13 protein-coding genes, 1 tRNA gene and 1 pseudogene are annotated in these 11,497 nt (G+C 68.1%); 6 read left to right on the forward strand and 9 right to left on the reverse strand.

What is annotated here, in order from left to right; all coding sequences use genetic code 11:
* The coding region (locus GOARA_RS18405) for an integrase core domain-containing protein (protein ID WP_007323943.1) at positions 1-308 on the forward strand (308 nt) is incomplete at its 5' end.
* 353 nt (positions 309-661) lie between these two features.
* Here the strand turns inward: GOARA_RS18405 and GOARA_RS18410 are convergent.
* Together GOARA_RS18410 and GOARA_RS18415 are read right to left on the reverse strand one after the other, a co-directional pair.
* A tRNA-Met gene (locus GOARA_RS18410) sits at positions 662-735 on the reverse strand.
* Positions 736-851: 116 nt separating this feature from the next.
* Positions 852-1,319 carry an SRPBCC family protein gene (locus tag GOARA_RS18415; protein WP_040523947.1) on the reverse strand — a complete coding sequence of 156 codons (468 nt, stop codon included), beginning with the start codon at positions 1,317-1,319 and terminating at the stop codon, positions 852-854.
* A gap of 100 nt (positions 1,320-1,419) precedes the next feature.
* Here GOARA_RS18415 and GOARA_RS19110 point away from each other — a divergent pair, with 100 nt between their 5' ends.
* Entirely contained in the window at positions 1,420-2,076 is a 657-nt protein-coding gene (locus GOARA_RS19110) for a hypothetical protein (protein WP_007323945.1), read from the forward strand.
* A gap of 69 nt (positions 2,077-2,145) precedes the next feature.
* Here GOARA_RS19110 and GOARA_RS18425 read toward each other — a convergent pair whose 3' ends face one another.
* Entirely contained in the window at positions 2,146-3,363 is a 1,218-nt protein-coding gene (locus GOARA_RS18425; protein WP_007323946.1) for an acyl-CoA dehydrogenase family protein, read from the reverse strand.
* A gap of 32 nt (positions 3,364-3,395) precedes the next feature.
* A complete protein-coding gene (locus tag GOARA_RS18430; RefSeq protein WP_007323947.1) occupies positions 3,396-4,760 on the reverse strand; it encodes an acyl-CoA dehydrogenase family protein in 1,365 nt (454 codons plus the stop codon).
* A gap of 151 nt (positions 4,761-4,911) precedes the next feature.
* Between GOARA_RS18430 and GOARA_RS20465 the strand changes: the two genes are divergently transcribed.
* Positions 4,912-5,394 carry a DUF2752 domain-containing protein gene (locus GOARA_RS20465; RefSeq protein WP_007323948.1) on the forward strand — a complete coding sequence of 161 codons (483 nt, stop codon included), beginning with the start codon at positions 4,912-4,914 and terminating at the stop codon, positions 5,392-5,394.
* 7 nt (positions 5,395-5,401) lie between these two features.
* Here GOARA_RS20465 and GOARA_RS18440 read toward each other — a convergent pair whose 3' ends face one another.
* A complete protein-coding gene (locus tag GOARA_RS18440) occupies positions 5,402-6,127 on the reverse strand; it encodes a DUF6319 family protein (protein WP_007323949.1) in 726 nt (241 codons plus the stop codon).
* Positions 6,128-6,216: 89 nt separating this feature from the next.
* Here GOARA_RS18440 and GOARA_RS18445 point away from each other — a divergent pair, with 89 nt between their 5' ends.
* Complete coding sequence (locus GOARA_RS18445; protein ID WP_007323950.1) at positions 6,217-6,879, forward strand: MBL fold metallo-hydrolase; 663 nt, start codon at positions 6,217-6,219, stop codon at positions 6,877-6,879.
* Here the strand turns inward: GOARA_RS18445 and GOARA_RS18450 are convergent.
* Both GOARA_RS18450 and GOARA_RS18455 read right to left on the reverse strand, forming a co-directional pair.
* Positions 6,876-7,280 (reverse strand): DUF4345 domain-containing protein, encoded by a 405-nt coding sequence (locus tag GOARA_RS18450; protein WP_007323951.1) that lies wholly within the window; start codon positions 7,278-7,280, stop codon positions 6,876-6,878. The genes GOARA_RS18445 and GOARA_RS18450 overlap by 4 nt on opposite strands.
* A gap of 134 nt (positions 7,281-7,414) precedes the next feature.
* On the reverse strand, positions 7,415-8,197 hold the full coding sequence (locus tag GOARA_RS18455) for an SIR2 family NAD-dependent protein deacylase (protein WP_007323952.1): 783 nt from the start codon (positions 8,195-8,197) through the stop codon (positions 7,415-7,417).
* 23 nt (positions 8,198-8,220) lie between these two features.
* On the opposite strand from GOARA_RS18455, the gene GOARA_RS18460 reads away from it, so the two are divergent.
* Positions 8,221-8,787, forward strand: a complete 567-nt coding sequence (locus GOARA_RS18460) for an ABZJ_00895 family protein (RefSeq protein WP_040523945.1) — start codon at positions 8,221-8,223, stop codon at positions 8,785-8,787.
* Here the strand turns inward: GOARA_RS18460 and GOARA_RS18465 are convergent.
* Positions 8,705-10,342, reverse strand: coding sequence for an FMN-binding glutamate synthase family protein (locus GOARA_RS18465; protein WP_040523946.1), 1,638 nt, complete (start codon positions 10,340-10,342; stop codon positions 8,705-8,707). The two genes, GOARA_RS18460 and GOARA_RS18465, sit on opposite strands and share 83 nt — an antisense overlap.
* Before the next feature lie 104 nt (positions 10,343-10,446).
* Complete coding sequence (hisN, locus tag GOARA_RS18470; protein WP_007323955.1) at positions 10,447-11,220, reverse strand: histidinol-phosphatase; 774 nt, start codon at positions 11,218-11,220, stop codon at positions 10,447-10,449.
* A 20-nt stretch (positions 11,221-11,240) separates the two neighbouring features.
* On the opposite strand from hisN, the pseudogene GOARA_RS18475 reads away from it, so the two are divergent.
* A pseudogene (locus GOARA_RS18475) lies at positions 11,241-11,497 on the forward strand (hypothetical protein); the annotation flags it as partial.

Consider the following 11,497-nt stretch of genomic DNA (forward strand, 5'->3'; position numbering starts at 1 on the left):
AAATCGACCGGATCGAACGAGTCATGACCGACAACCACTGGTCCTACACCCGCTGCACCGACGTCAACGACGTCCTCGAAGCTCTCGAGGCCAGACACATCCTGATCAAGGCACACTGCCCGTGGCAGAACGGCAAAGTCGAACGATACAACCGCACCCTGCAAACCGAGTGGGCCTACCGGCAGGTCTTCATCAGCAACGCCGAACGAGCCGCCGCTCTTGATCCCTGGATCGAGTTCTACAACAATCGACGACGCCACACCGCGCTCGACGGTCAACCGCCAACGAGCCGACTGTCACCAACGTGATGGCCGGGTACAGCTAGTAGCTGAAATGCTGGGGGCTGTAACTCTCGATTTGGCGAAGTCTCGTCGAGGAGTGGAATTGTTCCAGGCTTTGTCATCGTATTCGCTGAGGGGAGTTGGTCGATCGTGCGCAGTGACCTTGCCACCTCGCAAGGCACTTCGCAATGCCGTTGCCACGCTTCTCGCGCAGCGAGCGTCGGATCGAGGGCGGACCACGCGTGAACCGATGCTCAGGCCACGCTGGCGGCGTCCGGCGCGGGACCGAAGAAGTGATGACTAACGCGCATTCTGCCGTTTGAGGTCAGAAAATGACTCAGCCCTGACCGGCATTCTTGCTGGTCAGGGCTGAATCTTCGTAGCGGGGACAGGATTTGAACCTGCGACCTCTGGGTTATGAGCCCAGCGAGCTACCGAGCTGCTCCACCCCGCGTCGGTGAACACAACGTTACCGGCGAGTCGTACGCGCGTGCAAATCGGTATCGGGTGCCGTCGGTCACCTTGTGGATATGCGCTGGTGGGAGTGCCTGAATCAGTCGCCGGCGAGTCTCAGGCAGCCTCGGCGCGCGTCTTCAACCGGGCGAGTGTGGCGCGCATGTGCTCGGCGTTGGCGCCTTCGCGGTCGCGGACGCCGGTCAACAGGTGGGCGGTGCGCTTGAGCAACGCCGAACGCCGGTCCCACATGCTTTCGACGACGCGGCAGCCGTCTTCGGTCGGGGTGAACTCGTAGCGCCAGTGGGCGATCGGCGCGCCGAGACTGCTGACGTCCCACGCGATCACCTGGCCGGGGACGGCGTCGGTGATGGTGCACGTCGTCGACCAGCGGTGCCAGCCGTTGCGGTTGCGGCCGCGGAAGGTGTTGCCGACTCGGGCGGAATCGCCCTTGATCCACCGCATTTCGGCGATCTCCTCGCCCAGCTGGGCCAGCGTCGGCAGATCGGTGATCAACTCGTAGACCTCGTCTGCCGACGCGGCGACGGTCGTTTCGGCCACGGTGGTGGCGGGTTGGGTCGTCATGTCCGGAGCGTAGCGAACCCTGAGCATCATGTGAGTGTTTGGTGCGCGCCGTCCGAATTGCGGGCATTGTGGATAGCGCACTCAATGGAGAGGAAGATCCATGACTGACAAGCCGCAAGAGAACGCCGACGACGCCGCGAACAGCGCGCCGGGCCCCGGCGAGGCCCCGACCGCGCAGACGCCCGCGGCCGAAGACACGGCCGGTATCCCCGCACCGCCGACCGAACCGGTTGCGAACGCGCAGACCGCCCCGGGCGGCGGGGCACCCCCTCCGCCGCCGGGCGCCCCGATCGGGGCTTCGGCAGAGCAGCCCAAGTCGAACTGGTGGCGCGACCACATCTGGACGACTGTGATCGGGGCGGCATTGATCTCGGCGGTCCTCGGTCTGGGACTCGGCTTCGCTCTCGGCTTCGGCGTCGGGGTCTTCGCCGACGGCGACGATCACGACCGCGGTCCCGGGTACCACAAGCGTTGGGACGACCGCCACGATCGGTACGATCGGCATCGCGATCGCTACGACCGCTATGACGACGACGATGACGACCGGTGGGGCCCGCGCCGCGGACCCGGTGGCGAGGATGGCGACTGGGGCCGTTACTACTGGGACGACCGTCGTCCGCGCAGCGAGACGCCGCCGTGGATGCGGACACCCCGCCCGACCACGCCGAGCCCGACGGCACCCGCACCCGGCCAGCCAACGCCGGGTCAGCCGGCACCCGCACCGGGTCAGCCGGCACCGCCGCAGCCGACGGCATAGCGAGGGCAACGATAAGGGGCCGGGAGATGTAGCTCCCGGCCCCTCGTCACCCCTCGATCGGTGCTGTTGTCACCGAAGTTCTGCGCTGCTCTTGTCGAGGACGCGACGCGCGATGATCAGCTGCTGAATCTGCTGAGTGCCCTCGAAGATGTCGAGGATCTTCGAGTCGCGGGCCCACTTCTCCAGCAGGGTGCGCTCGGAGTAACCGAAGGTCGACGCGAGTTCGACCGCCTTGTTGGTCACGTCGGTGACGGTGCGGCCGGCCTTGGCCTTCGACATCGACGCCTCCAGCGAGTTCGGCTCCTTGTTGTCGGCCATCCAGCCGGCGCGCATGGTCAGCAGATACGACGCCTCGAAATCCGACTCCAGCCGGATGAACTCGGCTGCGGCGGCATGCTGGTCGATAGCGGGACGGTCGTAGTCGATCTCGATCCCGTTCTCCTCCAGGATCTGTCGCAACTCCTCCAACGACGCACGCGCGACGCCGACGGCCATGGCGGCCACCATCGGGCGGGTGTTGTCGAAGGTCTGCATGACCCCGCCGAAGCCCTTCTTGACGTCGACCTCGGGGGAGCCCAGGAGGTTGCCCGCGGGGATTCGGCAGTCTTCGAATCGGATCACCGCGGTGTCCGACGCGCGGATGCCGAGCTTCTCCTCCAGGCGCACGACGGTCACACCGGGGTGCTCGCGCGGTACGACGAAGGACTTGATCGCGGCGCGGCCGAGGCTGCGGTCGACCGACGCCCACACGACGATGTGGGTCGCGCGGGAACCCGCGGTCACGAAGATCTTCTCGCCGTTGATGACGTACTCGTCGCCGTCGAGGGTCGCCGTCGCGGTGACCGCCGCCGAGTCCGAGCCGAAGCTCGGCTCGGTGATGGCCATGGCGGCCCACACCTTGCCGAAGCGCTCGAGCTGCTCGTCGGTCGCGACCGCGGCGATGGCCGCGTTGCCCAGGCCCTGGTAGGGCATGGAGAGCATCAGGCCGACGTCGCCGTAGGAGGCCTCCATCGAGTTGATGATCGACTGCATGTTGCCGCCGTTGACGACGATGCCCTCCGGGCGCTCCTTGGCCTCGTCGCCGCGACCGCCGGCCGCACCGGCGCCGGCCTGGCCGGCTGCGGCCAATCCGTCGTACAGCGCGGCGAGGGTGTCCAGCTCGACGGGGTAGTCGTGCTCGGCGAGGTCGTACTTGCGCGAGATCGGCCGGAACACCTCGTGGGCGGCTTGCCGCGCCTGGTCGATGTTCATGGCGAACTTCTTGGGGAGTTCGAGGTTGATGGCCATGTCTGTGCCTTCTCCTTGCTGGTTCGCCGCCCTTAGAGGACGACGATCCCCTCGCCCAGGCCCGCACCGCGCAGATCGCGGTACCAGCGCTCCACCGGGTGCTCCTTGGTGAAGCCGTGGCCGCCGAGTAGCTGAACGCCGTCCAGGCCGATCTGCAGGCCCTTGTCGATGGTCAGCTTGCGGGCGAGCGCCGCCTCGCGGGCGAACGACAGGCCCTGCTCCGCGCGCGACGCGCCGCGCAGGGTCACCAGGCGCAGGCCGTCGAGTTCGGTGGCCATGGTGGCGACCATGAAGGCCACTGCCTGACGGTTGGAGATCGGCTCGCCGAACGCCTCGCGCTCATTGACGTAGGGGATGACGTAGTCGAGCATGGCCCGGCCGGTGCCCGCGGCGAGTGCCGCCCAGCCTAGCCGCGACAGGCGCACGACGTCGCGGTAGGCGCCGAACGCGGCGTCGCTCTCGGCACCGCCGACGATCGCGTTCGACGGCACGGCCACGTCCTGCAGGAGCAGGCGGCCCATCCCGGCGGCACGGATGCCCATGCCCGGGTCGGCCTCGACGATCAGGCCCTTGGTGTCGGACTCGACGATGAACAGCGCCGGGCGGCCGTCGAGTTCGGCGCCGACGATGAACAGCTCGGACGATCCGGCGGCCGGAACGAAGGACTTCACGCCGTTGAGGCGGTAGCCGCTGGGCACCCGGGTGGCCTTGGTGGCCAGGTTGAACGCGTCGAAGAGCGGCTTCGGCTCGGCGATGACGACCGCGGACTGCGGCACGTTCTCACCGGCGAAGTCCGGCAGGTAGGTGGCCTGCTGCTCGTCGGTGCCGAAGTTGGTCAGGGTGGTCGCGACACCGCTGGGGGCCAGCAGCGGAACGGCCAAACCCATGTCGCCGTAGGCCATCGCCTCGGCGACCAGCGCGTTGGTGACGACGCCGCGCTCGGCGGCAGCGCCGTCGAACTCCTCGGGGACGTTGATCATGGTGATCCCGAGCTCTGCCGAGCGCTCGAGGATCTCGGCGGGCGCCTCGGCCTTCGCGTCGGCCTCGTAGGCGGCCGGGCGCAGGATCTCGGTGGCGAAATCCTTCACCGTCTCGGCGATCATCTGCTGCTCGTCGTCAGGGTTCAGGTTGAACAGACCCTTGTTGGAGAGCGCCGGGCGCTTCGGCTTGCCGTCGCCGCTGGCCTTGGTGAACGCGCGGTTCGCCGCACCGAGGGTCTGGAAGCCGGTCTTGGTGCCCTGGTAGGCGACGCGGTTGAGCGGCTCGCGGAGCCCGAACTTGTTGGCGAACTCCGAGCCGGTGACCGCGAAGAGGGCGCGCATCGCGTAGCCGATCGGCGAGGTCTTGGTCTCGGTCTTGCCGACCGCGGAGGTGTCGCGGGGTTCAGTGGTGGTCATGAAACGCTGCTACCTGTCTCGTGGAACTGTGGACGGCCGGCCCGTGGACAAGGGTCGTGGCCAACCGCTTAGCGGGCTTCTTACTCGCTAGTAAGAACAAACCTTACTCCACGGTAAGGAGTTTGTCGATACCGGTGGGTACCCTGGCTTCATGACCGCCCCGCTCACCGAGCACCACGCCGCCGCATCGGCCGGTGTCGAGCAGGGGCCTTTTCGCCGTCGGCTGCCCGCACTCGGTGTCGCGGTCGGGGGCGGCGCGGTGCTCGCGGTCGCGGCGGCATGGTCGACGGCCAGCGTCACCAGCGGCCCCGGGACCTGCATCTTCCGCCACATGACCGGGTTGCCGTGCCCCGGTTGCGGGCTGACGCGCAGCTTCGTCACGCTGGCCCACGGCGACGTCTCGTCCGCCTTTGGCTACAACCTGATGGGCCCGGTCCTGTTCGGCGCCCTTGTCGTCTCGGTCGCCATCGCCGTGTGGGTGCTCTTGTCCGGACGAAGACAGGCCCTGTCCCGCTGGAGTTCCATCGTCTTCAGCAAGGCCACCCTCGTCGTGCTCGGCGTATGGATCGCCTACGGAGCGGCCCGCATGGTCTCTGCCGGGGCGGACCTGGGCTGGTTTCCGGTGATCACTTAGGGGAGGCCTACTTCGGAGTGAGCGCGTCGAGGGCTTCTTGGGCAGCCGCAAGTTCGCGGCTCAGTTCCTCGACGCGCCGCTCAGCCGCCTCTCGGGCCGCGTCGAGAATGCTCTTGGCCGCCGTCAGCGCCGCGTAGTCGTCGAGTTCGCCCAGTGCGCCCTCGACCGCGTCCGGGGTGACCGATCGTGACTGGCCGGGTTTGCGTCCACCGCGTGCGACCGACACCCACCATTCGTTGTCGGCCGAGCCGTGGATGGTCACGGTCACCGACTTCGGTGCCCTTTTCGGCGCGGCTTTCGTACGCGTCGACGGCTTCGTCGACGATGTTGTTGCGGTCGTGCCGGTCTTGGTGCCTGACCGCTTGGCCTCCGCTGGCTTTGGTCGGGGTCCACTCGGCGAGTTCGTGGGCACGGTCGGCGAGTTTGTGGGCACGGTCGGCGAATTTGTGGGCACGGTCGGCGTGGTGGCCTTTGGCTTGGGTGGCTTGGGTTTGGTGCGCACCAGCTCGTCGGCCTCGTAGGGCAGTTCGTCGTCGACGCCGCGCGGCCGGATCGTCACCGTCGAACCGGAGACCGACACGACTCGGGCCGACGCACCGGCGTCCAGGCCTAGGCTCGGTGTGCCCTCGCGCAGGTACACGGTCGCCCGTTTGCCGCTGGCGAGCGCCTCGGTCAGCGCGGCGAGGTCGGCGGGTGTCAGGGAATCGGCTGCCGGACTGCGGCGCGGTGGCATGTGGGGTCCTTCTCGTGTCGGGGGTCGGTCGTGTCCACTGTCCCAGTCGACTCCGACATCTGCGCACAGGGTCGATGCATGATGGGTTGATGAGGATCACCAGCTTCGCCCATTCTTGCTTCCTCGCCGACATCGACGGCACGCGGATCCTGTTCGATCCGGGCAACTTCTCGTCGGGCTTCGAATCGCTCACCGGTCTCGACGCGATCCTGATCACCCACCAGCACCCCGACCACGTCGACGTCGCGCGGCTGCCCGCGCTCGTCGCCGCCAATCCCGACGCTGCGCGGTGGGCCGATCCGGCGACGGCCGCCCAGTTGAACGCGGACCCCGAACAGGGGCAGTGGAACGATGCCCACGCCGGTCAGCGCTTCGAGATCGGTCCGCTGACGGTTCGCGCCACGGGAGGGCGGCACGCGATCATCCACCCCGAGCTGCCGGTCATCGACAACATCGCCTACCTCGTCGGGACCGACGAACGTCCGGGCATGCTGCTGCACCCCGGCGATTCCTTCTACATCCCGTTCGTGTCGGTGGAAGTCCTCGCCCTGCCCGCCGCGGCGCCCTGGATGAAGCTATCCGAATCGGTCGACTACCTGCGCGCGGCCGAGCCGGCGAACGCCTTTCCCATTCACCAGGGCGTGCTCTCACCGGCCGGCGCCGGCATTCACAACGCGCGCCTGGAGGAGATGCGCAAGCCGGGGACCGAGTTCACTGTGATCGAACCGGGAACGACCGTAGCGTTCGGTTAGCGACTCGACGGCACGCCCGGCTGCGGCTCCCGCGTGACCGCGCGTACCGCGACGAGTTGGGCGAGTCCGACCAGGATCTCCACCGGAATCATCGCGACGAAGAACGCGTGCGGCGCCCCGCTGGCCGCCCACGCGAGCAGGCGCCCCAAGCCTCCGAGAATGAGCACCGCGCTCAGGACGTCGATCACCTTGGCCCGGCCCCGGATGTCCCGTGCAGCCCAGATCGCCGTGAACCCGAACGCCACGAACAGCAAGCTGTAGAACCGCAGCTCCGAGTCCATCGTGGCATTCACTTCGCCACCGCCGATGTAGGTCCATTGCCCGCCGAAGAAGTGCGCGGCACCGATGAGGGCGCATGTGGCACCGAATATCACCAACCAGATCTGCAACGCCTTGAGCATCGCTCCTCCTATTTCTCAATTGTGTAGTAGTTGAATCGTCGTGCATCCGGCCGCGGGCCGGGTGACCGTCGTCGGTCCCGCATGATTTCGTCGATCCCACTTCGATCGATGCGGGATCGGCGAAACCGTGTGGGTCAGGCGCGCGTGGCGCTGACCAACAGCGGCAAGGCGGTCGCCGCGGTGGCACGAATCGAGTGGGTGGCGATGTCGGTCAGCCCGGAGGGTTCCGGGTTGATCTCGACGACGGGCACCCCGCGCGCGACCGCGTCGACGGGTAGTCCAGCCGCCGGGTAGACGATTCCGCTGGTGCCGACGATCAGCACGAGGTCGCACCGATTGAATGACTCGACCGCGCCGGCCCAGTCCCGCTCGGGCAGGACCTCGCCGAACCACACGACGCCGGGCCGGACGTCGCCGCCGCACGACTCGCAGGCCGGCGGATCCAGGCGAAGGGAATCGAGCGAGTCACCGTCGATCAGGTCTGCGTCGTCGCGCGCCACCGGACCGTCGTACGGCGCACGGCACACCGAGCAGCGCGTCGCCAGCAGATTGCCGTGCAAGTGGCTGACGACGGTGCTGCCCGCCCGTTCGTGCAGATCATCGACGTTCTGGGTGACCACCTCGACGACCCGCCGATCGCCGGCCAGGTCAGCAAGCGCCCGGTGACCGGCGTTGGGCTCGACGTCGCCGAGCTGCCCGATCCGCCACGCGTACCAGCCCCACACCAGCCGGGGATCGTCCTCCCAGCCGTCGACGGAGGCGAGGCGCATCGGGTCGAATCGGCCCCACAGACTGTCGTCGCCGCTGCCGCGGAACGTGGCGATCCCGCTCTCGGCGGACATGCCGGCACCGGTGAACACGGTGACGTGCTCGGCGTCGCGGACGATCCCGGCAACGTCGGCGGGGAAGGCGGTCATGATCGGAGGCTATCGTGACGCGCATGACTGATCGGCAGATCGACCGGGACGAACTCGCCGATGCTCCGGTGTGGCCCTACATTCTGTGGCTGTTCGCCGCGCTGATCGGCTTCGGAGTGCTGTGGGTGTTCTTCGGCGAGGCAATGGGCGACGGCGCGGTCGGTATCGCCGGGATCGTCGCCACCCCGACGTTGGCCGCCGGCGTTGCCGCCGATCGTTTCGTCGCGGACCGGTTCCGCGTTCCCAACCCGGGGGAGCGACGGCGGTTGATCTGGTGGTCGTTCGCCGTGCTGGGTGTGCCGTTCCTGCTCGACTGGGCTTATCGGTTCGTGGTCCTCGTCGCGGCGGACAAGGAGGTGCCGATGCCGGTCTACGAGGGGAATCTCCTGCGTGGGCGCCTTCATCGCCGTCTGGCTCGTGTACACCTATCTCCCCGCGATCCTTCTGCGCCTCAGAGTCGCGCGGTGGGCACGGGAGTCGTCGGACTGAACGGCGGCACCCGAGCCGCTAGTTGTACTCGTCGGTGGCACCGAGGGGCTCGATCAGATCCGCCACCTCGACCGGATCGAGGGTTTCGGCCGACGCGGTGACCCAGTCGCGATGCCACGCTTCGGGCGGGTCGGTGAGCAGTTGTCGATGCTCCAGCCACTCGAATAGATCGTGATAGGTCTTCGTGACCTGAGGGTCGACGCGGCGGAAGAGTTTGCGCGGGGTCAATTGCTCGAAGGAGTCGAGCCCCATCGACGAGACGATCTGCAGCGCGGAGTTCACCGTCTTCTGCTGGTACTGATACACGCGCTGGATCTTGTCGTCGACGACGAGCGCCCGAGCCCGCGCCGGGTCCTGTGTCGCGACGCCGACCGGGCAGGCGTTGGTGTGGCACTTCTGCGCCTGGATGCACCCGATGGCGAACATCATCGCCCGCGCCGCGAGTGTGAAGTCGGCGCCCTGGCAGATGCGCTTCACGATGTCGATGCCCGTCGCGACCTTGCCGCTGGCACCGATCCGGATCTGCTCGCGCAACCCGACCCCGACGAGCGCGTTGTGGACGAACATGAGCCCCTCGGTCAGCGGCATGCCGACATGGTCCTCGAACTCGACCGGCCCGGCGCCGGTGCCGCCCTCGGAGCCGTCGACGATGATGAAGTCCGGCGTGATCTCGGTGGCGAGCATGCCCTTGCACAGAGCGAGGAATTCACGTTTCGAGCCGATGCAGAGCTTGAATCCGACCGGCTTCCCGTCGGCGAGCTGCCGCAATTCGTCGATGAACGTCATGAGTTCGATGGGTGTGCCGAAGGCGTTGTGGACCGGCGGCGAGACGACCGTCGTTCCGATCGGGACGCCGCGCGCGGCCGCGACCTCGGCATTGACCTTGGCGCCCGGCAGCAGTCCGCCGAGTCCGGGCTTGGCCCCCTGGGAGAGTTTGATGTTGATCGCCTTGACCTGGTCGAGTCGGGCGCGTTCGGCGAACTTCGCCGGGTCGAAATGTCCGTCGTCGGTGCGGCAGCCGAAGTAGCCCGACGCGACCTCCATGATCAGGTCGCCCCCGCGTTTGCGGTGGTAGGCGCTGATTGACCCCTCGCCGGTGTCGTGGGCGAATCCGCCGAGCGCGGCTCCGCCGTTGAGCGCCTCGATGGCGTTGCCCGACATCGATCCGAAGCTCATCGCCGACACGTTCAGCAAAGCGATGTCGTACGGCTGGGTGCAGCGCGGGCCCCCGATCCGCACTTTCGGCTGCGGGCCTTCGGGCTTGGGTTTCGCCCGCAGCGAGTGCGCGACGAACTCGTAGCCGACCGCGTTGACGTCGCGCTGCGTGCCGAACGGTTCTTCGCCGTGGTTGCCCTTGGCGCGGTCGTAGACCAGGTCGCGCAGCTCGCGGTCGAACGGGCGGCCCTCGATGTTGGATTCGACGAAGTACTGGCGGACCTCGGGGCGGATCTCCTCCAGGAGGAATCGCATGTGGCCCAGGATCGGATAGTTGCGCGTCACCGAGTGAGAGGTCTGGATCAAGTCGTAGACGCCGATCGAGCCGAGCGCGGCCACCCCCGCCGCGAGAACCCACCACGCCCAGCCGCCGACGAGCCAGCCGAGACCGGCCAGCGCGAGTGCGACGACGAAAACAGAGATAGCGGCGAGCCACCTCATGAAGCCCAATCTTGGCACTATCGGCAGTAGTAAACGGCCGAAATCGCGGATCACCGCCGAACGGCCGTCCGCCGGTCACCTGCCCGCCACCCGGGCGTCGCCGATCAGCGCAGTCGCGCCAGCACTCGGTCGTGGAGCGCACCGTTGGTGGCGACGGCGCTGCCGCCCCGCGGCCCGGGCTCGCCGTCGAGATTGGTGAACGTGCCCCCCGCCTCGCGCACCAGGACGTCGACGGCGGCGAGGTCCCACAGCGAGACCTCCGGTTCGGCCGCGATGTCGACGGCGCCCTCGGCGACGAGGCAGTAGTTCCAGAAGTCGCCGAAACCGCGCACCCGCCACACGTCGTCGGTCAATGCGACGAACGGTTCGCGCAGCCCCCGGTCGGCCCAGCCGGACAGGCTGGAGAACGCCAGGCTCGCGTCGGATAGTTCGCTCACCTCGGACACCGCGATCCGGCGGGGAGCGGCGTCGCCCGGTCCGGTCGTGAAGGCGCCTTCGCCTGCCGACGCCCACCACCGCCGGCCAAGGGCCGGCGCGGAGACGACGCCGACGACGGGCACGCCGTCGGCGATGAGGGCGATGAGCGTCGCCCACACCGGAACGCCGCGAACGAAGTTCTTCGTGCCGTCGATCGGGTCGATCACCCACTGCCTGCCGCATGCCAGCGCTTCACCGCCGAACTCCTCGCCGAGGATGCGGTCGTCGGGGAGCGCGGTGCCGATCCGCTCGCGCAGCATCGTCTCGCACGCCAGGTCCGCGTCGGAGACCGGCGTGAGGTCGGGTTTGGTGGTCACCGCGAGGTCGAGCGCGCCGAAACGCGGCAGCGTGAGCGCGTCGGCGGCGTCGGCGAGGTCCAAGGCGGTGGCTAGGTCGGCCATGAGCCAATAGGGTATCGGTCATGTGGATCACCCTGCTCGCCGCTGCCGCGCTGGCGGCGATCGCCGTCGCCCTGATCATCGGTTTCCGTGGCGGGCTGCGCCCCTCGGCGGCCAAGCTCGCGGCGATGAGCAGTGGAACGCTGACCGTGACCGGAGCCAGCCCGCGGCCGGAACAGGGCGACAAGAACGACGGCGCCTTCGTCACCATCTCGGGCACGATCATCGGCGCCGACATCGCACCCACCGAGGTGTACGGCTCGTTCGCGTGGTCGCTGCA

Source organism: Gordonia araii NBRC 100433 (assembly GCF_000241265.1).
GTDB classification, from domain to species: Bacteria; Actinomycetota; Actinomycetes; order Mycobacteriales; family Mycobacteriaceae; genus Gordonia; species Gordonia araii.

What these genes read in the sequence shown, in the direction of transcription:
- GOARA_RS18415 (WP_040523947.1), bottom strand. Translation starts at nt 1,319, where the DNA reads ATGACGACCCAACCCGCCACCACCGTGGCCGAAACGACCGTCGCCGCG.
- GOARA_RS19110 (WP_007323945.1), top strand. Translation starts at nt 1,420, where the DNA reads ATGACTGACAAGCCGCAAGAGAACGCCGACGACGCCGCGAACAGCGCG.
- GOARA_RS18425 (WP_007323946.1), bottom strand. Translation starts at nt 3,363, where the DNA reads ATGGCCATCAACCTCGAACTCCCCAAGAAGTTCGCCATGAACATCGAC.
- GOARA_RS18430 (WP_007323947.1), bottom strand. Translation starts at nt 4,760, where the DNA reads ATGACCACCACTGAACCCCGCGACACCTCCGCGGTCGGCAAGACCGAG.
- GOARA_RS20465 (WP_007323948.1), top strand. Translation starts at nt 4,912, where the DNA reads ATGACCGCCCCGCTCACCGAGCACCACGCCGCCGCATCGGCCGGTGTC.
- GOARA_RS18440 (WP_007323949.1), bottom strand. Translation starts at nt 6,127, where the DNA reads ATGCCACCGCGCCGCAGTCCGGCAGCCGATTCCCTGACACCCGCCGAC.
- GOARA_RS18445 (WP_007323950.1), top strand. Translation starts at nt 6,217, where the DNA reads ATGAGGATCACCAGCTTCGCCCATTCTTGCTTCCTCGCCGACATCGAC.
- GOARA_RS18450 (WP_007323951.1), bottom strand. Translation starts at nt 7,280, where the DNA reads ATGCTCAAGGCGTTGCAGATCTGGTTGGTGATATTCGGTGCCACATGC.
- GOARA_RS18455 (WP_007323952.1), bottom strand. Translation starts at nt 8,197, where the DNA reads ATGACCGCCTTCCCCGCCGACGTTGCCGGGATCGTCCGCGACGCCGAG.
- GOARA_RS18460 (WP_040523945.1), top strand. Translation starts at nt 8,221, where the DNA reads ATGACTGATCGGCAGATCGACCGGGACGAACTCGCCGATGCTCCGGTG.
- GOARA_RS18465 (WP_040523946.1), bottom strand. Translation starts at nt 10,342, where the DNA reads ATGAGGTGGCTCGCCGCTATCTCTGTTTTCGTCGTCGCACTCGCGCTG.
- hisN (WP_007323955.1), bottom strand. Translation starts at nt 11,220, where the DNA reads ATGGCCGACCTAGCCACCGCCTTGGACCTCGCCGACGCCGCCGACGCG.